16 protein-coding genes are annotated in these 20225 nt (G+C 72.7%); 7 read left to right on the top strand and 9 right to left on the bottom strand.

Annotation, left to right across the window (positions count from 1 at the left end; translation table 11 throughout):
* Positions 1–304: 304 nt before the first annotated feature.
* From OHT61_RS20565 to OHT61_RS20550, 4 genes are all read right to left on the bottom strand, one after another.
* A complete protein-coding gene (locus tag OHT61_RS20565) occupies positions 305–1783 on the bottom strand; it encodes a GntP family permease (protein ID WP_329040239.1) in 1479 nt (492 codons plus the stop codon).
* 163 nt (positions 1784–1946) lie between these two features.
* Entirely contained in the window at positions 1947–2357 is a 411-nt protein-coding gene (locus OHT61_RS20560) for a RidA family protein (protein WP_329040238.1), read from the bottom strand.
* A 6-nt stretch (positions 2358–2363) separates the two neighbouring features.
* Entirely contained in the window at positions 2364–3122 is a 759-nt protein-coding gene (locus OHT61_RS20555; RefSeq protein ID WP_329040237.1) for an IclR family transcriptional regulator, read from the bottom strand.
* Positions 3119–4192, bottom strand: a complete 1074-nt coding sequence (locus OHT61_RS20550) for a sugar kinase (RefSeq protein ID WP_329040236.1) — start codon at positions 4190–4192, stop codon at positions 3119–3121. Before OHT61_RS20550 ends, OHT61_RS20555 begins: the two co-directional genes overlap by 4 nt.
* Positions 4193–4330: 138 nt before the next feature.
* On the opposite strand from OHT61_RS20550, the gene OHT61_RS20545 reads away from it, so the two are divergent.
* Together OHT61_RS20545 and OHT61_RS20540 are read left to right on the top strand one after the other, a co-directional pair.
* Entirely contained in the window at positions 4331–5632 is a 1302-nt protein-coding gene (locus OHT61_RS20545) for an alanine racemase (RefSeq protein ID WP_329040235.1), read from the top strand.
* A gap of 41 nt (positions 5633–5673) precedes the next feature.
* The gene (locus tag OHT61_RS20540) at positions 5674–7296 is read left to right on the top strand and encodes an N-acyl-D-amino-acid deacylase family protein (protein WP_329040234.1); all 1623 of its coding nucleotides are present in this window, start codon (positions 5674–5676) and stop codon (positions 7294–7296) included.
* Between the two features lie 15 nt (positions 7297–7311).
* Here OHT61_RS20540 and OHT61_RS20535 read toward each other — a convergent pair whose 3' ends face one another.
* Both OHT61_RS20535 and OHT61_RS20530 read right to left on the bottom strand, forming a co-directional pair.
* Positions 7312–8157: a S1 family peptidase gene (locus tag OHT61_RS20535; protein WP_329040233.1), complete on the bottom strand. Its 846-nt coding sequence runs from the start codon at positions 8155–8157 to the stop codon at positions 7312–7314.
* A gap of 145 nt (positions 8158–8302) precedes the next feature.
* Positions 8303–8632, bottom strand: a complete 330-nt coding sequence (locus tag OHT61_RS20530) for a hypothetical protein (protein ID WP_329040232.1) — start codon at positions 8630–8632, stop codon at positions 8303–8305.
* Between the two features lie 77 nt (positions 8633–8709).
* Between OHT61_RS20530 and OHT61_RS20525 the strand changes: the two genes are divergently transcribed.
* From OHT61_RS20525 to OHT61_RS20515, 3 genes are all read left to right on the top strand, one after another.
* On the top strand, positions 8710–9522 hold the full coding sequence (locus OHT61_RS20525) for an arylamine N-acetyltransferase family protein (RefSeq protein WP_329040231.1): 813 nt from the start codon (positions 8710–8712) through the stop codon (positions 9520–9522).
* 281 nt (positions 9523–9803) lie between these two features.
* Complete coding sequence (locus tag OHT61_RS20520) at positions 9804–11015, top strand: pyridoxal phosphate-dependent aminotransferase (protein WP_329040230.1); 1212 nt, start codon at positions 9804–9806, stop codon at positions 11013–11015.
* Between the two features lie 81 nt (positions 11016–11096).
* Positions 11097–11495, top strand: coding sequence for an SCO4983 family protein (locus OHT61_RS20515; protein WP_329040229.1), 399 nt, complete (start codon positions 11097–11099; stop codon positions 11493–11495).
* A 234-nt stretch (positions 11496–11729) separates the two neighbouring features.
* On the opposite strand, the gene OHT61_RS20510 is transcribed toward OHT61_RS20515, so the two are convergent.
* Positions 11730–13556: a phosphoenolpyruvate carboxykinase (GTP) gene (locus OHT61_RS20510; protein WP_329040228.1), complete on the bottom strand. Its 1827-nt coding sequence runs from the start codon at positions 13554–13556 to the stop codon at positions 11730–11732.
* 206 nt (positions 13557–13762) lie between these two features.
* Between OHT61_RS20510 and trhA the strand changes: the two genes are divergently transcribed.
* A complete protein-coding gene (gene trhA / locus OHT61_RS20505; protein ID WP_329040227.1) occupies positions 13763–14449 on the top strand; it encodes a PAQR family membrane homeostasis protein TrhA in 687 nt (228 codons plus the stop codon).
* A 59-nt stretch (positions 14450–14508) separates the two neighbouring features.
* Here trhA and OHT61_RS20500 read toward each other — a convergent pair whose 3' ends face one another.
* Entirely contained in the window at positions 14509–16536 is a 2028-nt protein-coding gene (locus tag OHT61_RS20500) for a thioredoxin domain-containing protein (RefSeq protein ID WP_329040226.1), read from the bottom strand.
* A 133-nt stretch (positions 16537–16669) separates the two neighbouring features.
* On the opposite strand from OHT61_RS20500, the gene OHT61_RS20495 reads away from it, so the two are divergent.
* Positions 16670–19888: a tetratricopeptide repeat protein gene (locus tag OHT61_RS20495; RefSeq protein ID WP_329040225.1), complete on the top strand. Its 3219-nt coding sequence runs from the start codon at positions 16670–16672 to the stop codon at positions 19886–19888.
* Between the two features lie 99 nt (positions 19889–19987).
* Here OHT61_RS20495 and OHT61_RS20490 read toward each other — a convergent pair whose 3' ends face one another.
* Positions 19988–20224 (bottom strand): hypothetical protein, encoded by a 237-nt coding sequence (locus OHT61_RS20490; protein WP_329040224.1) that lies wholly within the window; start codon positions 20222–20224, stop codon positions 19988–19990.
* Position 20225 lies beyond the last annotated feature (1 nt).

Raw genomic sequence — 20225 nt, 5'->3', positions numbered from 1 at the left:
CGGTGGCCCGGACGCTGGAGGAGGAACGGCAGGGGGACCCGGCGGGGCAGGGGCGGCGGGGGCCCGATGGCCGGTGCATGGGGGCAGGTCCTCCCGGCGGTGGGGAGGTACCCGGGCCTGCCGGTCCGCGCCGGGTTGATCCCGCCCGGGAGCAACAGTGCAAGGGACTCCGCGGCATCGCCACCGGACCGGACACGGCCGGACCGCCGCCTCGCGGGAGGCGGCGGCCGGTCGTGCGTCGTTCCTGGCCGGGGCGGGATCCGTCCGTAGCCGGAGCCGCGCACCCTTTTTTGCGCGACAGCCCTCAGATGACCAGGCTGAGCGCCGCCGCCACGACGAAGCCGACGACCGAGAGCACCGTCTCCAGCACGGTCCAGGTCTTCAGGGTGTCGCGCTCGGAGATCCCGAAGTACTTCGACACCATCCAGAAGCCGCCGTCGTTGACATGCGAGGCGAAGATGGAGCCCGCCGAGATGGCCATGATGATCAGCGCGAGGTGCGGCTGCGACATGTGCTGGCCCTCGACGAGCGGGACGACGATGCCGGCGGTGGTGACGATGGCGACCGTGGCCGAGCCCTGTGCGACGCGCAGGACGACCGAGATCAGCCAGGCCAGCAGGATGACCGGCAGGCCGACGTCGTTGAAGGTGTCGGCGAGCGCGTCGGCGATGCCGCTCCCCTTGAGGACGGCGCCGAAGATGCCGCCGGCGCCGACGACGAGAAGGATGTTGCCGACCGGCTTCAGTGAGGCCGTGGAGACCTTTTCGAGGGACTTGCGGGACCAGCCGCGCCGGATGCCCAGCAGGTAGTAGGCGAGCAGCAGCGCGATCGTCAGGGCGACGAAGGGGTTGCCGAAGAACTCGATGACGGAGCGCAGGGTGGAGGGGTCGAGCGCGATGGAGGAGAACGTCGCGGCGAGGATCAGCACCAGCGGCGTGCCGATGATCGCGAGGACGGTGCCGAGGGCGACCGGGTGCTCCTGCGGCGTGACGCCGGAGGCGCGCTGTTCGGCGACGACCGCGGCCTTGGACTCCTCGGCGGCCTCGACCATGTCCTGCGGCACCTCGACGAAGAGGCGCTTGCCGATCCAGGCGGCGTAGACCCAGGCGGCGAGGACGGACGGGATGCCGACGACGGCGCCCATCAGGATGACCCAGCCGAGGGAGACGTTGAAGAGGCCCGCGGCGGCGACCGGTCCGGGGTGCGGCGGCAGGAAGGCGTGGGTCATGGACAAACCCGCCAGCAGCGGCATCGCGTACAGGACGATCGACTTGCCGGAGCGCTTGGCGGCGGCGTAGACGATCGGCGCGAGGACGAAGATGCCGACGTCGAAGAAGACCGGGATACCGAAGATGAGGCCGGTGAGGCCCATGGCGAGCGGGGCGCGCTTCTCGCCGAAGAGGTTCAGCAGGCGGCTGCTCAGCACTTCCGCCCCGCCGGAGACCTCCAGGATGGCGCCGAGCATCGTGCCGAGCCCGATGATGATCGCGACGTGTCCGAGGATGCCGCCCATGCCGGATTCGATGACGGACACGGCGGCGGACTTCTGGACCGTGCCGAAGAGTTCGGTGACGGAGAGACCGGCACCGAGGCCGACGGCTATGGATACGGCGAGCAGCGCGACGAACGGCTGCAGCCGGACCTTGATGATCAGGAGGAGCAGGAGGGCGATCCCGAGGGCGGCGACGGTCAGCAGACCGGGGGTGCCTCCGATCAGGAGGAGCAGTCCACCGGTGTGGGGTGGCGCTTCGGGAGCGGGGGCGGGGGACGCGGCGAGCAGCATGAACGGTCAACTCCGTTGGTGACGGGGTCCTTCTGGGCAGGGGGGAGCGCGGCACGGCGTTCCCGTACGGGAGTGACGGGGCGCCGGGCCGTGCTGCGTGGTGCGGTGGGCCTTGGGGATCGGGGGGTCCGCCGTTCGGAAAGGGGGCCGGCGGACCGGGTGATCAGCCCAGGACGGCGAGGGCGTCGATCTCGATGAGCAGGCCCTTGGGCAGGCCGACGTACACCGTCGTACGTGCGGAGGCCGGGGCCTTGAGGCCCTGCTCCTCGAAGTACGCGTTGTAGATCGCGTTCATCTCGGTGAAGTGGTCGACGTCCGTGAGGTAGACGCGCATCATCATCACGTCGTCCCAGCTCGCGCCGCCCTCCTCCAGGATCGCCTTGACGTTGGCGAAGGTCTGTAGCGTCTGCTCGCGCAGCGTCGGTCCGGCCGGGGTGGGGGCCTGGCCCTCCACGGCGGGCAGGAAGCCGACCTGACCGGCGACCTGGAGGATGTTGCCCTTCTTCACACCGTGCGAGAACTTCGCGGGCGGCGCGGTGTGGGTGCTGGGGGTGAGGGCGGTCTTCTCGGTCATGGTGGTTCAGGCTTTCTTGGTGGGGGTGGCGCCGGAGTACTCCCGGCTGATGGATTCCGCGGTGCGGCGCACCAGCGGGAGCAGGGTGAGGAGTTCGTCGGCCGTGACGACCACGTTCGGCGCGGACACCGACATGGCGGCCACGACCCGGCCGTCCGCGCCCCGGATGGGGGCGCCGACGCAGTTGATGGACTCCTCGTGGCCGCCGAGGTCGGTGGCCCATCCCTGTTCGCGTACGACGGCGAGTTCCTTGAGGAAGGCGCCGGCGTTCGGGACCGAACGGGACGTGTACATGGGGTAGTCGAGACGTTCGGCGATCACGCGCCGTTCGGGCTCGGTGAGGTCGGCGAGGAGCAGCTTGGCGACCGCGGCGACGGTGATCGCGACGGGCTTGCCGATCCGTGAGTACATGCGCACGGGGTAGCGGCTCTCCACCTTGTCGATGTAGAGGACCTCGTTCTCCTCGTAGACCGCGAGGTGGACGGTGTGCCCGCACTGCTCGTTGAGGGCGACGAGGTGGCTGTGGGCGATCTCGCGCACGTCGAGGTTCTCGACGGCTTCCTGCGCGAGGGCGAAGAGGCGGGCGCCGAGGCGGTAGCGCTGGTCGTCCTGCCGGTAGACGAGTCCGTGCTCATGGAGCGTGCGGAGCAGGCGCAGGGCCGTGGACTTGTGGACGCCGAGACGCTCGGCGACCTGGCCGAGGTCGGCGGGGCCCTGGGCGAGCAGCGGCAGGATGCTGAGCGCGCGGTCGACGGTCTGGCTCATGTGACTCGTACCTCCTCGTTCGCCCCGTCGGCTGCTGTCCAGCCGGGGCCGAGACGAAGTGTCCCCCAGGCGTCGTCGTCCAGGGCGGCGAGCCGGTCGGCGTGTGCGCGGTCCGGGGGGCCGGTGAGGTCGCCGGGGACGGTGAGGACGGCGGCGGCCATGAGGTGGCCGTGCCGGGCCCGTTCCCGTACGGGCAGGCCGCGCAGGGTGGCGGAGAGGAAGCCGGCGGCGAAGGCGTCGCCCGCGCCGACGGCGGCGACGACGTCGACCCGCAGGGAGGGGACGGTGGTGACGGTGTCCTGGGCGGGCTCCGTCCTTCCGGGTCCGGTGTCGGTCCGTGAGAAGACGGTGACGCCGTCCGCGCCCCGCTTGACGACGAGGACGCCGGGCTCGGGGAGGGCCGCGCGGATCGCTTCGGCGCCCACGACTCCCCACGCGTCCTCGGCCTCGTCCTCGCCGACGAAGACGAGGTCGCTGCGGCGGGCGAGGCCGAGGAGGACCTGGGGGCCCGCGTCGCTGCCGCGCCACAGCCCGGGCCGGTGGTTGACGTCGAAGGAGACGAGCGGCCGGCCGTCGCGGGGGGCGGTCAGGTCGTTCAGGAGCTCCAGGCAGTCCGCGGAGAGTGCGGCGGTGATGCCGGAGAGGTGCAGGACGCGGCCGGAGAGGATGGCGTCGTAGGGCATGTTGCGCGGGGACATGGCGGAGGCGGCGGAGCCGGCGCGGTAGTACGCCACCTCGTGGGTGTCGGTGGCGCGGTCCGTCGCGGTGCGGAAGTAGACGCCGGTGGGGCGCTCCGGGTCGCGGCGTACGGCGGTGGTGTCGACGCCGTAGGCGGCGATCGTCTCGACGAGGTGGTCGCCGAAGCCGTCGGCCCCGGCCCGTCCGACCCATGCCGCCCGGTGGCCGGACGCGGCGAGTGCGCAGGCGACGTTGGACTCGGCCCCTCCGATGCCCCGGCCGAAGGCGGGGACGTCGGCGAGGCGGCCCGGCTGCGAGGGCAGGAACGTCACCATGGACTCGCCGAGGCAGACGACGTCCGCGGTGGCTGTCCTGGCTGCGTGTCCGGACACTCTGGGCTCCTCATGGTCGGCCGTGGGCGCCGGTACTCACCATTGACCCGGCATCGGCCAGGATGTTAGACAGCGTTAAGCGATATGCGCAATGGCCGTTGCAGATAATGCAACGACCTCGTCTCCGAGGAGGATCCCTTGGCCGCCCAGCAGTCCGCTGAACAGTCCGCGACGGCACTCGCCGGCGAAGTGGTCGACCACCGCTTCAAGGCGTTGCCGCCCGACGCGGAGGGGCTGACCGTGGGCGCCCTGGCGGCCGAGCGCCGCAATCTCTTCACCGGTGGCTTCACCACCCCCGTACTGGCCCTCTCCGCGGAATCGCTCGAGGCGAACCTCGCGCTCCTGGAGACGTACGCCGAGCGGCACGGGCTCGCCTTCGCTCCGCACGGCAAGACGTCGATGTCCCCGCAGCTGTTCGCCCGTCAGCTGGAGCACGGCGCCTGGGGCATCACCGCCGCGGTCCCCCACCAGGCACGGGTCTACCGCGCACACGGCATCCGGCGGATCTTCCTGGCCAACGAGCTCGTCGACGCGGTGGCACTGCGCTGGCTGGCCGGTGAGCTGGACGCCGACCCCGGCTTCACGTTCGCCTGCTACGTCGACTCCGTGCGCGGCGCCGAACTGATGGACGAGGCCCTGCGCGCGGCGGGCGCGGTGCGCCCGGTCGATGTGGTCGTGGAGCTGGGCGCGGGCGAGGGCGCCCGGACCGGCGCCCGCACGGAGGCGGACTGCGCGGCCGTGGCCGACGCCGTGGCGGCGGCCCCCGCCCTGCGCCTGGTGGGCGTCGCCGGTTACGAGGGCGAGGTGCCGGAAGCCTCCCCCGAGCGCGTGCGCGCCTGGCTCGGCCGGCTCGTCGCGCTCGCGGCGGACTTCGACGCGGCCGGGCGCTTCGCGGCCCTCGCGGACGACGAGGAGATCATCGTCAGCGCGGGCGGCAGCGCCTGGTTCGACGCGGTGGCCGACGTCTTCGCCGGAGTGCCCGCGCTGTCCCGGCCGGTGCTCAAGCTGCTGCGCTCGGGCGCCTACGTCAGCCACGACGACGGCCACTACCGCCACCTGACCCCCTTCAACCGGATTCCCGAGGAGGGCGCGCTGCAGCCCGCCTTCCGGCTGTGGGCGCAGGTCGTCTCCCGCCCCAGCCCCGAGCAGGCCTTCGTCAACGCGGGCAAGCGCGACGCGGCCTACGACCTGGACCTCCCCGAGGCGCAGGTCGTCCGCTCCGCTCGCGACGGCTCGGTCCGGCCGGCCACGGGTGTGACCGTGACGGGGCTCTCCGACCAGCACGGCTGGGTGCGGACGGACGCGGACACCGGGCTGGAGGTCGGGGACTGGGTCGGGATGGGCCTCTCGCACCCCTGCACGTCCTTCGACAAGTGGCAGCTCATCCCGCTGGTCGAGGCGGACGGCACCGTCACCGACTACATCCGCACCTTCTTCTGATCGCGGCGGACCCGCTCCCCCCTCCCGAAAGGCGACCTCCCATGGACCTGGTCATCCGCGACGCCCGTGTCGTCGACGGCACCGGTACCCCCTCCTACCGCGCCGACGTGGGCATCGCGGACGGCCGGATCTCCGAGATCCGGCGCGAGGGCGACGGCCCGCGCCCCGCCGCGCCCCGTGTCGTGGAGGCGGACGGCCTCGCACTGTCCCCCGGCTTCATCGACATGCACGCGCACAGCGACCTCGCGCTGCTGCGCGACCCGGACCACAGCGCGAAGGCCGCCCAGGGCGTCACCCTCGAAGTCCTCGGCCAGGACGGCCTGTCGTACGCCCCCGCCGACGACCGCACCCTCGCCGAGGTGCGCCGCTCCATCGCCGGCTGGAACGGCGACGGCAGCGACATCGACTTCGACTGGCGCACCGTCGGCGGCTACCTGGACCGTCTCGACCGGAACTTCGGCGGGCAGGGCATCGCCGTCAACGCGGCCTACCTGATCCCGCAGGGCACGGTGAGGATGCTCGCGGTGGGGTGGGACGACCGGCCCGCCACGGACGCCGAGCTGGCGCGCATGAGGGAACTCGTCGCCCAGGGCATGGCCGAGGGCGCGGTCGGGATGTCATCGGGCCTGACGTACACCCCGGGGATGTACGCGAAGGACGCCGAACTCACCGAGCTGTGCCGGGTGGTGGCCGCGCACGGCGGCTACTACTGCCCGCACCACCGCTCGTACGGCGCCGGGGCCCTCCATGCCTACGAGGAGATGGTGCGCCTCACCCGCGACGCCGGCTGCGCCCTCCACCTCGCGCACGCCACCATGAACTTCGGTGTGAACGAGGGCAGGGCCCCCGAGCTGCTGGCCCTGCTGGACGACGCGCTCGCCGGGGGCGCTGACATCTCGCTGGACACCTATCCGTACACCCCGGGCTGCACGACGCTCGTCGCGATGCTTCCCAGCTGGGCGAGCGAGGGCGGGCCCGCGTCGGTGATGACCCGGCTCGCGGACGAGGAGGCGGCCGGGCGGATCCGGCACCACATGGAGGCCGTGGGCTCCGACGGCTGCCACGGGGTCCCGATCGAGTGGGACACCATAGAGATCTCCGGTGTCGGCAACCCGGAGCTGTCCGGGTACGTCGGGCGCACGGTCGCCGAATCGGCGCGTCTGCGGGACGAGGAGCCCTGGGTGACGGCCCGCCGGCTGCTCGTCGAGGACCGCCTCGGCACCACGATCCTCCAGCACGTCGGACACGAGGAGAACGTGCGGCAGATCATGCGCCACCGGGTCCACACCGGCGGCAGCGACGGCATCCTCCAGGGCGACAAGCCGCACCCGCGGGCCTACGGCACGTTCCCCCAGTACCTCGGGCGGTACGTCAGGGAGCTGGGCATCCTCTCGCTGGAGGAGTGCGTCGCGCACCTGACGTCGAGGCCGGCCGCCCGCCTGCGCCTGCCCGACCGCGGGTACGTCCGCGAGGGCTACCGCGCGGACCTGGTCCTCTTCGACCCGGCCACGGTCGCGGCCGGGTCGACGTTCGAGGAGCCGCGCACGCTTCCCGTGGGGGTCCCGCACGTCCTCATCGACGGGCGCTTCGTCGTCGAGGACGGGAAGCGGACCTCCGTGCTGGCGGGCAGGGCGGTGCGGGGCGCCGGCCGGCCGGGGCTCTGACCGGCCGGCGCGTCCTCAGGGCCTGGGCAGGGCGCAGCCGGCGCGGTTCAGGTCGATCTGGCTGCCGGTGCCGATGCACGGCACGATGCCGTAGGTCTGCTGGGCGTAGTTGATGCCCTTGCGGACGGTCACGGTGCCGTTCTCGTCGACCTCGCACGGGTTGTTGTCCGTGCACCGCTGCCCGTCCTCGTTCCCGGTGTTGTTGACGGCGACGACCTTGCCGGTTGCGTCGTCGATCACCGGGGACCCGGACGTGCCGCCGATGGTCTGACAGGCGGAGGTGTAGCGGACCGAGTCCTTCCAGGTCCAGGAGCCTTCCTTGAGGCGGTAGGCGAAGCCGTCCACGGCGCAGCTGTAGGTGCGCTTCCAGTAGCCGGACGCGACGGTGATCGCGGTCCCCTTCACCGGGTGCGCGGAGTCGAGTTCCAGGGCCTTGATGCCGTAGGAGCTCTCGATCTGGGCGTAGGTGCGGGTCAGCTGGTAGAGGGAGACGTCGGTGTCCGTCATCGTCCCGTAGGCGATCTTGGACGCGCGCAGGGTGCCGACACCGCTGCCCGCGGCGTTCAGCAGGGTGAAGCTGCGGGTCGAGGACCGGTTGAGCAGGACCTGGCCGGGTGCGGGGAAGCCGGTTTCCAGGCAGTGGCCGTTGGAGAGCACGAGGGCGGGGTCTCCCGGCTGCGACGAGGGCGCCCGCACGACCGAGCCGGAGCAGTTGCTGAGCGCGACCGTGCCGGCGAAGGTGACCGCCTTGGCCTGCACCCTGGTGGTGCCGGGATCCTCGGTCGTGGCCGCGGCCGCGGGTGCGATGCCCGCCCCTAGGAGCAGGACGGAGAGAAGTGCGCCGACGAGAGGCTTGTTCATGTGGGGGTCCCCTCCAGATGCGTCCGTCACCGGAGTTCCTCCGGTTTTGACATGCGCATGCTTTCTCACGGGAGGGGAGTCCGGCAAGGGGCGAAAACCGGCCGCCGCGCGGCGCGGGCCGCCCCCGCCCCGGAGCGCCGATCCTCTACGCCCCGGCCGCCTCCCGCGCGTACGTGGCCGCCTGAAGGAGGCTCAGGCCCGGCTCCGCCTGCCGGAGTGCCTTGATCGCGGCCACCGAGTCGACCGGGCCGTCGTACCCGGCCGCCGCGAGGCGCTGCCGCACCCACCGGGCGCGCAGCTCCGCGTCCGGGACCGCCTCCGCCTCGCCGGCGAGCGCCAGGGCCCGCTCCAGACCGGGGCGCTCCGCGTCGGACGCCGTGGCGAGCGCCCGCCGGAGCTCTCCGGCGATCTCCGGCGCGTCCCGCAGCACGAGCACCACCGTGTCCTGCTTCCTCTGCTTCCCGAAAGCGATCATGCGGGGAGCCTGCCCCCGACGCCCCCCGCCCGCACAGGATTTGAGGTACATCTGAGTGATCTGCGTAGGGTCGGGGCATGACACTCGACCTCGACGCCTACTTCGCCCGCATCGGCTGGTCCGGGGAGCGCCGCCCCACAGTGGAGGTGCTGCGGTCCGTGCACCGCGCCCACATGCTGGGCATCCCGTTCGAGAATCTGGAACCCGTCCTCGGCAGCGCCCCCTCGCTCGCGCTGCCCGACCTGGAGGCGAAGCTCGTCCGCGGCGAGCGCGGCGGGTACTGCTACGAGCACAACACCCTGCTCGCCGCCGCCCTGACCCAGCTCGGATTCCGGGTGACGCTGCTGACCGCGCGGGTGGTCCTGGGCGCGGCCCCCGGCGACGTCCGGCCCCGTACGCACATGCTGATGAAGGTGGAGGCGGAGGACGGGGCCACGCCCTTCCTCGCCGACGTCGGCTTCGGCGCGAACGGGGCGCTCCTGGAGCCGATCCCGCTCGTGGAGGACGCCGAACTGCTCGACACCCCGCGCCGCCACCGCCTGGTGCACGCCCCGCACGACGGTCCGCTGGAGATGTGGGAACTGCAGACGGACAAGGGCGGTTACTGGGAACCGCAGTACGAGTTCACCCTGGAACCGTTCGAGACGCCGGACTACGACGTCATCAACTGGCACATCGCGACGAACCCGCGCTCGCCGTTCCGGCAGGCCGTCTACGCCCAGCGCACCCTGCCGGGCCGCCACCTGGCCCTGTCCGGGCGGACGCTCGTGGAGACGGCCGACGACGGCACGGTCACCGAGCGGGAGCTCGGCGGCCAGGCCGAGGTGCTGCGCGTCCTGGCCGAGGACTTCGCCGTGCGGCTCCCCGAGGGGACCGTCCTGCCCGGCTGAGCGCGACCGTCCAGCCCGGCCGGACCGCCGCAGGACCGGCGCCCCGGCTCCGCCCGCCCGTACGGGACGGCGCCGGGGACCGTCCGCGTGGCGCATCTCACCCGCCTCCGGCGCCGGTCCCGCATTCCAAGCCGCCGTGCCGCCCCGACCGGCCGATCCACGGCCGGCGGCCGGGGCGGCATGGCGATGGAAGACCGGCGCCCCGCCCGCGGACACCCGGAGGGAGCAACCGGCGGGCAAACCATGAGCAGGGGGCGAAACACGGTCGTAAGCTCGCTGACATGCAGGTCATCCAGTCCACGAAGCTCTCCGGCGTCTGTTACGAAATCCGCGGCCCCGTGCTCGAGGAGGCCATGCGGCTAGAGGCTGCGGGCCATCGCATCCTCAAGCTCAACACGGGCAACCCGGCGGCGTTCGGGTTCGAATGCCCGCCGGAGATCCTCGAGGACATCCTGCGCAACCTCGCGGGGGCGCACGGCTACGGCGACGCGAAGGGCCTGCTGTCCGCGCGCCGGGCGGTGATGCAGCACTACCAGACCAAGGGCATCGACCTGGACGTCGAGGACGTCTACCTGGGCAACGGAGTGTCCGAGCTCATCCAGATGTCGATGCAGGCACTGCTCGACGACGGCGACGAGGTGCTCGTCCCGGCGCCGGACTACCCGCTGTGGACGGCCTCGGTCTCCCTGGCGGGCGGCACGGCCGTGCACTACCGGTGCGACGAGCAGGCCGACTGGATGCCCGACCTCGCGGACATCGAGCGGAAGATCACCGACCGCACCAAGGCGCTCGTGATCATCAACCCGAACAACCCCACCGGCGCGGTGTACGACGACGAGATGCTGCGCGGGCTGACGGAGATCGCCCGGCGCCACAACCTGGTCGTGTGCTCCGACGAGATCTACGACCGGATCCTGTACGACGGCGCGACGCACACCCCGACGGCGGCGGTCGCCCCCGACCTGATGGTGCTCACCTTCAACGGGCTGTCCAAGAACTACCGGATCGCGGGGTACCGCTCCGGCTGGATGGCCGTCTGCGGCCCGAAGGCCCACGCCTCGTCGTACATCGAGGGGCTGACGGTCCTCGCCAACATGCGTCTGTGCGCCAACATGCCGGCGCAGTACGCGGTGGCCACGGCGCTGGGCGGCCGCCAGTCGATCGACGACCTGGTGCTGCCGGGCGGCCGGATCCTGGAGCAGCGGGACGCCGCGTACGACCTGCTGACGCGAATCCCCGGGGTGACCTGTGTGAAGCCGAAGGGGGCGCTGTACCTCTTCCCGAGGCTCGACCCCAAGGTCTTCAAGATCAAGGACGACCGGCAGATGGTCCTCGACCTGCTGCGCGCGGAGAAGATCATGGTGGTGCAGGGCACCGGCTTCAACTGGCCGGACCCGGATCACTTCCGGGTGGTCACCCTGCCTCCCGTCCAGGATCTGACCGACGCCATGACGCGTATCGGAACCTTCCTCGACGGTTACAGCCAGCCGTAGATCCGCTTCTCTCCAGATCTCACACAACTTTAGACTGAATCCAAGTTAGGATGGACCTACTGCACCACCAGGAGGCCATCCATGTACGAGCCGATCCGGACCAAATCGGTCCACTCGCCGGCCGACGACGCCGGATTCCCGCACCGCACGCGCGAGGAGGAGCTGGACATCCAACTCGCGGGCCATCTGGCCGCGCTCCTCGCGGTCACCGACGAGCTGGACCTCGCCCTCATGGGCGACCGCATCTCCGAGCAGGTGGCCCGGCTCCGCGGCGCTCCGCCCGCCCGGCACGCCGGACGCAGCGACGTAGCCCCGGCCGCTCTGCACCGCCGGGCGCACGCGCTCGCGGGCCGGGCCCTCGTCGTGGCGGCGTCCCGCGCCGACACGGCCGTCGCGATCCTCGCCGCCGAGGCCATGGACGCGCACACCGCGGCCCTGTCCGGTTCCACCGCACCGGCCGCCCTGGTCGGCACCCCCTGACGGCCCCGGTCCACGGGTCGGGAAGACGCGTGGACCGGGCGCCCCGCACGACGGGCGCCGCATGTCCGCGTGTCCTGCGCGGGCACGTCCGCGCGCCCTCCCCCGGTGGTCTCCGGGAGGACAGCGGCACCCGGAGTCACGAGAGGACTCCGGGTGCCGTACCGCGGCGGGCCCCCGGCCTCCGCAGGTCAGGGCGGAAGCCGGGAGACCCGGCCGCGGGGCCGGAAGGTGCGGTCAGCCCAGACGGCGCACCAGTGCGCGGTACTCGTCCCACAGTTCCTTCGGCGTGTGGTCACCGAAGGTGTTGAGGTGCTCGGGGATCAGCGCGGCCTCCTCGCGCCAGACCTCCTTGTCGACGTTCAGGAGGAAGTCGAGGTCCGGCTCCGAGAGGTCCAGGCCCTCGGTGTCCAGGGACCCCTTGGCCGGCAGGATGCCGATCGGCGTCTCGACACCCTCGGCGGTGCCGTCCAGACGCTCGACGATCCACTTGAGGACGCGGCTGTTCTCGCCGAAGCCGGGCCACACGAACTTCCCCGCCTCGTTCTTGCGGAACCAGTTCACGTAGTAGATCTTCGGGAGCTTGGACTGGTCCGCCTTGTCGGCGCCGACCTCGATCCAGTGCTTCATGTAGTCGCCCATGTTGTAGCCGCAGAACGGCAGCATGGCGAACGGGTCGCGGCGCAGCTCGCCGACCTTGCCCTCGGCCGCGGCGGTCTTCTCGGAGGCGACGTTGGCCCCGAGGAACACACCGTGCTGCCAGGTGAAGGACTCCGTGACCAGCGGGACGGCGGAGGCGCGGCGGCCACCGAAGAGGATCGCCGAGATCGGCACGCCCTTCGGGTCCTCCCACTCCGGCGCGATGATCGGGCACTGCCCGGCCGGCACGGTGAAGCGGGCGTTCGGGTGGGCGGCGGGCGTGCCGGACTCCGGGGTCCAGTCGTTGCCCTTCCAGTCCGTGAGGTGCGCGGGGAGTTCCTCGGTCATGCCCTCCCACCAGACGTCGCCGTCGTCGGTGAGCGCGACGTTGGTGAAGACGGAGTTGCCCCACATCGTCTTCATGGCGTTGGCGTTGGTGTGCTCGCCGGTGCCGGGCGCGACGCCGAAGAAGCCTGCCTCCGGGTTGATCGCGTACAGCTGGCCGTCCTCGCCGAAGCGCATCCAGGCGATGTCGTCGCCGATGGTCTCGACGGTCCAGCCGGAGATCGTCGGCTCCAGCATGGCGAGGTTGGTCTTGCCGCAGGCGCTCGGGAACGCGGCGGCGACGTACCTGCTCGCCCCGCGCGGCGGCGTCAGCTTGAGGATCAGCATGTGCTCGGCGAGCCAGCCCTCGTCCCGGGCCATGACCGAGGCGATGCGCAGGGCGTAGCACTTCTTGCCCAGCAGGGCGTTGCCACCGTAGCCGGAGCCGAAGGACCAGATCTCGCGGTCCTCGGGGAAGTGGGAGATGTACTTGGTGGAGTTGCAGGGCCACGGCACGTCCTCCTGGCCCTCTTCCAGGGGGGCGCCGAGGGTGTGGACGGCCTTGACGAAGAAGCCGTCGGTGCCCAGTTCGTCGAGGACCTCCCGGCCCATGCGCGTCATGGTGCGCATCGAGACGGCGACGTACGCGGAGTCGGTGATCTCGACGCCGATCGCGGACAGCGGGGAGCCGACGGGGCCCATGCAGAAGGGGACGACGTACATCGTGCGGCCGCGCATGGAGCCGCGGAAGACACCCTTCTCTCCGGCGAAGATCTCCCGCATCTCGGCGGGCGCCTTCCAGTGGTTGGTCGGGCCGGCGTCCTCCTCCTTCGCGGAGCAGATGAAGGTGCGGTCCTCGACGCGCGCCACATCGGTCGGGTCGGAGGCGGCGTAGTACGAGTTGGGGCGCTTGACCGGGTCGAGAGCGGTGAAGGTGCCCTTGGCGACGAGCTCTCCGCACAGGAGCTCGTACTCGGCCTCGGAACCGTCGCACCAGACCACACGGTCGGGCTCGGTCAGGGCAGCGATCTCGTCTACCCAGGAGACGAGCTCCTGGTGCTGGGTGGGAACAGAGAGGGGAGCCGCGATGTCGCGCGCCACGATCGCTCCTAGTCAGAGGGTGTGTTGTCAGGCCCCGTGGGGGCTGCGACCCGGATGCTGACCCCGCCGATCCCCCTGGCGCTCATCCGGTGCCGACCGCACTCATTTGATCATCCGACCATCGCGCCCATATGTCCAGAGGGCCGCACACGTGAGCATCGCCACTCGAATCGGAAACCTACGGATGCGTAGGTAGCATGCGTGGCATGACTTCTGCAGCGGCCGCGTCCGGACCTGTCGAGCTCACCGACCCCGTCCCCGTGAAACCACGGATGCGGGGCTGGCTGCACGCCGGCATGTTCCCGGCCGTGCTGATAGCGGGCATCACCCTGATCGCCCTGGCCGACAGCACCCGCGCGCGCGTGGCCTGCGCGGTCTACATAGTCAGCGCCTGCCTGCTCTTCGGTGTGAGCGCGGTCTACCACCGGGGCACCTGGGGCCCGCGCGGCGAGGCGGTGCTGCGGCGGCTGGACCACGCCAACATCTTCCTGATCATCGCGGGCACCTACACCCCGCTGACACTCCTGCTGCTGCCCGACGCCACCGGCCGGCCGCTCATGTGGGCGGTCTGGGGGGCCGCGGCGGCCGGGATCGCCTTCCGCGTGTTCTGGGTCGGCGCCCCGCGCTGGCTGTACACCCCGTGCTACATCGCCATGGGCTGGGCCGCGGTGTTCTTCCTGCCGGACTTCATGCGCGCCGGCGGCATCGCGGTGCTGGTCCTCGTCGTCGTCGGCGGACTGCTCTACAGCGCGGGCGGGGTCATCTACGGCATCAAGCGGCCCAACCCGTCGCCCCGTTGGTTCGGCTTCCACGAGGTGTTCCACTCACTGACGCTGGCCGCGTTCATCGTGCACTACGTCGGCATCTCCCTGGTGGCCTACCAGCACAGCTGAGCGGTCCCCCGCACGGCGAAGGGCCCGGCCGGACGGCCGGGCCCTTCGCCGTGGCAGCGTCAGCCGCCCAGCTTCGCGGCCAGCTCGTCCGCCTCCGTGGTCGGCGCGTCGCAGACGAAGTGGCGGCAGACGTACGCCGTCGGCGCGCCGCCCACCAGCGGCCGGTCCACCAGCAGCGGGAACTCGGCGGCACCGCCGGGCACTTCCCCCGCCGCCACGACGGCGCCGGGGGCCCGTCCCAGCAGCGCCGTCCGGTGCAGCCCACCGCCGACGGGGCCGGCCACCGCCACCTCGCGCGGACCGTCCAGCAGCGCCTCCGCGACGGCGAGCCCCCACCCGATGAACCGGGGCGCCTTGGGACCGAGCGCCCCGACGACCCCGAGCGCCCCCTCCGCCGCCGTGCGGTGCGCCTCGGATCCGGTGTGCGCCGCGTACGAGAGCATCGCGCCGGCCGCGGCCGTCCAGCCCGCCGGGGTCGCGCTGTCGGTGGGGTCCTGCGGTCGGCGGATCAGCCGCTCGGCGTCGTCCGCGGTGTCGAACAGCTGGCCGCCCTCACCGGTGAAACGCTCCAGGACGATGTCCAGCAGGAAACCCGCGAACTCCAGCCAGGCACCCTCCCCGGTGACCGAGGCGAGCGCGAGGAAGCCCTCCGCGACGTCGCCGTAGTCCTCCAGGACCCCGGCGTTGTCCCCCGCGCGGCCGTCCTTCGACGTACGGCAGAGCCTGGCCACGTCGCCCATGTGCACCCGCACCAGCAGGTCGGCGGCCTCGGTGGCCCGCTCGACCAGGTCCGGGCGGTCGAAGTAGGCCCCCGTCTCGGCGAGCGCGGCGACCGCCAGCCCGTTCCAGGCGGCGACGATCTTGTCATCGCGCTCGGGACGCGGCCGCAGCTCGCGCGCCGCCAGCAGCCGGGCGCGTACGCCGTCGACCCGCCCGGCGTCGGCGGGCTCCGCCTCCCCGTCGCGCGCGAGCCGCAGGACCGAGGAGCCCTCCTCGAAGGTGCCCTCGTCCGTCACCCCGAAGTACTCGGCGGCGAAGACGGCGTCCTCCTCGCCCAGCACCTCGCGCAGTTGCGCGGGCGTCCACACGTAGAACGCGCCCTCGACGTGCCGGCCCTGCGCGTCCTCGCTGTCGGCGTCGAGCGCGGAGGCGAATCCGCCCTCGGCCGTCCGCAGCTCGCGGACCATGAAGTCGGCGGTCTCCAGAGCCACCCGGCGGGCCAGGTCCGAGCCGGTGGCCCGCCACAGGTGGGCGTAGACGCGGCACAGCAGGGCGTTGTCGTAGAGCATCTTCTCGAAGTGCGGCACGACCCACTCCCGGTCCACCGAGTAGCGGGCGAAACCGCCGCCGAGCTGGTCGTAGATCCCGCCGCGCGCCATGGCGGCGCAGCTGTCGGCGGCCATCTGCAGGGCGCCCTCGGCACCGGTGCGGGCGTGGTGCCGCAGCAGGAACTCGACGACCATGGACGGCGGGAACTTGGGCGCGCCGCCGAATCCGCCGTGCTTCTCGTCGTAGTCCCGGGTCAGCCGCAGCAGTGCCTGGGCGAGCTCCGCCTCACCGGGCGGGCCGGAACCCTCCGGGGTCAGCGAGCGGCCCGCCAGGTCGCTCACGATCCGCCCGGCCACCTCGGCGACCTCGTCCCGCCGGTCGGTCCAGGCGGCCACCACCCCTTCGAGGACCTGGTGGAAGGAGGGCATGCCGTGGCGGGGCTCGGGCGGGAAGTACGTGCCGAAGTAGAACGGTTCGGCGTCCGGGGTCAGGAAGACGGTCATCGGCCAGCCGCCCTGGCCGGTCGCGGCCTGCACGGCCTCCATGTAGACGGCGTCGACGTCGGGGCGTTCCTCGCGGTCGACCTTGACCGGCACGAAGTTGGCGTTGAGGTAGGCCGCGAGGGTGTCGTCCTCGAAGGACTCGTGGGCCATCACGTGGCACCAGTGGCAGCTGGCGTAGCCGACGCTGAGCAGCACGGGGACACCTCGCCTCCGGGCCTCCTCGAACGCCTCGGGCGACCACGGCCACCAGTCGACGGGATTGTCGGCGTGCTGGAGGAGGTACGGGGAAGTGGTCTGCGCAAGTCGGTTGGCCATGCCCCAATCCTCGCGCACCCTGGTCCCCCGCCGTCCGATCGCCTCGCTCTCTCGCGCTGACGCGCCGTGCGCAGGACACTGGGTGCCCGCGACAACCGGTCGGGGGAAGTCGCCGAGGACCCTGGGGGGACGCATGCGGGACAGCCATCGGGCGGAAGCCGAACGGCTGTTGGTACGTGCCGTGGAGGAGGAGGCGCGGCGGACGGGCGGGCGCACGGACGCGGGTGCGCTGCTGGCGCGTGCGCGGGGCGCGCTCGACACCATGGCGGCGGGCGCGGCCGAGGAGTACGCGGCCTACACCCGGGCGCTCGACACGGCCGAGGCCGGCAAGCAGCCCCTGTCCGGGCGCTTCAGCCGGGCGGCGCTGGGAACTCCCCTGATCGTGACCGGCGTTGCCGCCGCGGCGGCCTTCGGCGCGGATCTGGCGCTCGGCACGGCGGCCGGCCTCGCCGCGGGGGCGGGCGCCGTGGTCGCGGTCGCGGGGGCGACGGCGACGGTGGCCCGGGTGACCGCGTCGCACTGGCCGGCCGCGCACCGCAGGGCCGGTGAGCTGAACCAGCCGGGCGGCCCGGGACAGCTGCGCCTGCAGTGGCTGACGGCGCTGGAGGTCCGGGGCATCCGCCCGTACCTCGACCAGCAGCGCATGCTGACCGCCGCCGCCAGGCCGCCGAAGAAGGCAACCGCTTCCGTGGTCGCGCAGCTGCGCGGCGGGGACCGCAGTGCGGCCGCCCGGACCCGGTCCCTGCTCGAACAGTCCTTCGCCCAGCTGCCCGCCGTGGACGGCCCGTTCGCGGGGCGGCGCATCGAACTGGCGGAGATCGCCCGGTGGGTGCACGCCGCCCGCGCCGCCACGGAGACCAGGCCGACCGTGGTGGTCCTGCACGGTGTTCCCGGCGCCGGGCGCACCACACTCGCGGTACGGGCCGCGCACGCGCTCAAGGACCAGTTCCGCGGGGCGTGCGTGGTCGACCTCCGCGGTGCCGTGGCCGGGGAGGCGCCCCTGTCGACCCGGGACGCCCTGCTGCACCTCCTCAACCGGCTGGGCGCACCGCGCGAACAGCTCCTGTTCCGTGAGAGGACGTCCGCCGAGCAGCAGGTGCGCCGCCTGAGCGAGCTGTACCACCAGCACCTGACCGGCACCCCCGTCACGATCGTCCTGGACGACGCCACCGACGCCGCGCAGGTCCGCACCCTGCTGCCCGAGCGCTCGGACAGCCTGGTCCTGGTCACCGCCCGTGAGCCCCTCGCGCTGCCCGACGACACTCCCGCGCGGGTGCACCACCTGCCCGTCGGGGCGCTGGACGCCGCCGGCGCCGAGGAGCTCCTGCGCGAGTCCGCGCAGGACGAGGAGGACGGCCCGTACGACTACCCGTCCACCGAGGCGGTCGTGGAGCTGTGCGGCGGGCTGCCGCTCGCCCTGCGCACGGCGGGTTCCTCGCTGGGGGCACGGAACCGGGCGGAACTCGCCGCCGCCCTCGGCGCGTACGGTCCGGTGGGCCCCGTCGAGCGGGCCCTGTGGCTGCGCTACACGGACCAGCCCGAGAACGCCCGCGTCCTGCTGCGGCGGCTCGCGCTCGCCGGACGCGCCAGCCTCGGCGCGGCGGCCGCCGCCTCGCTGCTGTCGTCGGACGAGCAGGAGGCCGGCCGGCTGCTGGACGCCCTGGCCGGCGCCGGGCTCCTGGTCCACGTGCGGGGCGCGCGCTACCGCCTGCACGACCTCGTGCGGGACTTCGCCCTGGCGCGGCTGCTCGACGAGGAGCCCGCTGCGGACCGTACGGCCGCGCAGGAGCGCCTGATCCAGAACTACGCCGAGCTCGCCGACGCCGTGATCCGCATGGTGGACGGCAAGATGTCGACCCGCGCCGGCCAGTTCGGCTCGCACGGGTTCAGTTCGCTGGACGCGGCCCTGCGCTGGCTCGACGACGAGTCGAGCTTCATCACCTCGGCGCTGCGGCACGCGGAGGGTGTCGACCAGGCGGCCGTGCTCCATCTGCTGGGCGCCCTCTGCGACTACTGCCTGCTGCGCGGGGACCTCTACCGGCTCGGTGAGATCGGCGAACTGACGCAGGCCGTCGGCCACGGGCTCCTGGAACGGTCGGTCCAGTGGCGTACCGGCATCGCGGCCCGGCAGCTCGGCGAGCTCGACAAGGCGCGCACCACGCTGTCCTCCGTCGTCGGTCTCTACCGGGAGGCCCAGAACGACGCGGGCGCCGCCCTCGCCCTGTGCTCCCTCGGCATCACGCTGCACCACCAGGGCAATCTGGCGGAGGCCGCGGCCCGGCTGCGCGAGGCGCTGGCCCTGCAGGCCTCGCCCGGGCAGGCCGAGGACCGTGCGTGGACGCTGCACGCCCTGGCCGCCGTGGAACGCGACCGGGCCGATCTGCCGGAGGCCATGGCCCTGCTCGACACCGCGCTCACCCTGCACCGCGAGGGCGAGTCACTGCACGGCGAGGCCTGGTCCCACTTCCAGCTCGGCCAGGTCTGCCTGCGCCTGGGCGAGGGGGCCCGCGCCGAGGAGGAGCTGACCACCGCGCTCGGCCTGTACGGCCGCACCCGGGACGAGCGCGGGGAGGCGTGGGCCCTGACCCAGCTCGGCCGCGCCCGGCTGATGGAGGGCGAGCCGGCCCCGGCGGTGGAGCAGCTGCGCGGGGCGCTGGCCCGGCACCGCGGCAACGAGGACGCGCGGGGCGAGGCGTGGACGCGCTACCACCTGGGGCAGGCCCTGGAGGAGGACGGCGACACGGACCAGGCGGTACGGGAGCTGGAGCGGGCCCGCACGATGTTCTCCCGGATGCGGGACGTGTACGGCCTGGCGTGCGCCCGCCACCACTCCGGCCGGGTCACCCGCGACCAGCGGGCCGCACGGACGGGCAACCTGCGCAACTCCGGCTTCGCGCGTCAGCTGCTGGCGGACGCCCGGGCCGACTTCCGCCGGATCGGGGTGCCGCACGGCGAGGCGTGGGCCTGCCTGGACCTGGCGCTGGTCGACGGCGGGAACGACCGGGCGGCGCAGGCACTGGAACTGTGCGGCGAGGCCGCCGCCCTGTTCGCCTCGTACGGCGACGTCCGGGGCGGCGACTGGGCGGCGTTCCTGCGGTGCACCCTCCTGCCGTACGCCTCGCCGGGCGGCAGCGAGGTGGGCACGGCGGTGGCCCAGCAGGAACTGGCCGACCTGCTGGCGGGGGCGCACCCGCTGCGTGACGGCAAGCTGGAGAGCTGCGCGGAAGCGTTCCGGGTCGTCCTGAACCGCGGGATCGACCTGGACGACGGCTGGCAGGCCTGGCGCCTAGGCCTGACCCCGTCCCGGCACGCCCGTGAGGTGATGGGGGTGCCGGTCGGCGTACGCCCGTGAGGCGCTGGGCGCGCAAGCCCCGAGGGCCCGTGGGCGTACGCCCACGGGCCCTCGGGCGGGCGCGCACGCCGGCGGGCGGGGCCGCGCGGCCCCGCCCGGTCAGCCCTTGGCCGCTGCGCTCTTCTTCCCGGCCGTCGCCGGTTCGGCCGCCGGGTCGGGGGCCTCCTCGAAGTCGACCTTGCCCATGTGGCGGTTCATCGACTTCATCAGGAGCCACACCCCCACGGCGAGCGCCGCGAAGACGATGAAGCCGAGGACGCCGGGAGTCACCTTGTTCTTGTCGAGCTCGTCGGCGGCGAACGGAACGAGCTGCGTCAGTGCCTGGGTCGCGTACATA

Origin of the sequence: Streptomyces sp. NBC_00178 (assembly GCF_036206005.1) — a bacterium.
GTDB lineage: Bacteria > Actinomycetota > Actinomycetes > Streptomycetales > Streptomycetaceae > Streptomyces.
Note: the sequence above shows the minus strand (reverse complement) of the source record. Positions and strands in the feature narration are given on the sequence as shown.

Bases quoted from the DNA above. Each gene is read 5' to 3' on its own strand.
- OHT61_RS20565 (WP_329040239.1), bottom strand. From the start codon at position 1,783: ATGCTGCTCGCCGCGTCCCCCGCCCCCGCTCCCGAAGCGCCACCCCAC.
- OHT61_RS20560 (WP_329040238.1), bottom strand. From the start codon at position 2,357: ATGACCGAGAAGACCGCCCTCACCCCCAGCACCCACACCGCGCCGCCC.
- OHT61_RS20555 (WP_329040237.1), bottom strand. From the start codon at position 3,122: ATGAGCCAGACCGTCGACCGCGCGCTCAGCATCCTGCCGCTGCTCGCC.
- OHT61_RS20540 (WP_329040234.1), top strand. From the start codon at position 5,674: ATGGACCTGGTCATCCGCGACGCCCGTGTCGTCGACGGCACCGGTACC.
- OHT61_RS20535 (WP_329040233.1), bottom strand. From the start codon at position 8,157: ATGAACAAGCCTCTCGTCGGCGCACTTCTCTCCGTCCTGCTCCTAGGG.
- OHT61_RS20530 (WP_329040232.1), bottom strand. From the start codon at position 8,632: ATGATCGCTTTCGGGAAGCAGAGGAAGCAGGACACGGTGGTGCTCGTG.
- OHT61_RS20525 (WP_329040231.1), top strand. From the start codon at position 8,710: ATGACACTCGACCTCGACGCCTACTTCGCCCGCATCGGCTGGTCCGGG.
- OHT61_RS20520 (WP_329040230.1), top strand. From the start codon at position 9,804: ATGCAGGTCATCCAGTCCACGAAGCTCTCCGGCGTCTGTTACGAAATC.
- OHT61_RS20515 (WP_329040229.1), top strand. From the start codon at position 11,097: ATGTACGAGCCGATCCGGACCAAATCGGTCCACTCGCCGGCCGACGAC.
- trhA (WP_329040227.1), top strand. From the start codon at position 13,763: ATGACTTCTGCAGCGGCCGCGTCCGGACCTGTCGAGCTCACCGACCCC.
- OHT61_RS20500 (WP_329040226.1), bottom strand. From the start codon at position 16,536: ATGGCCAACCGACTTGCGCAGACCACTTCCCCGTACCTCCTCCAGCAC.
- OHT61_RS20495 (WP_329040225.1), top strand. From the start codon at position 16,670: ATGCGGGACAGCCATCGGGCGGAAGCCGAACGGCTGTTGGTACGTGCC.
- OHT61_RS20490 (WP_329040224.1), bottom strand. From the start codon at position 20,224: ATGTACGCGACCCAGGCACTGACGCAGCTCGTTCCGTTCGCCGCCGAC.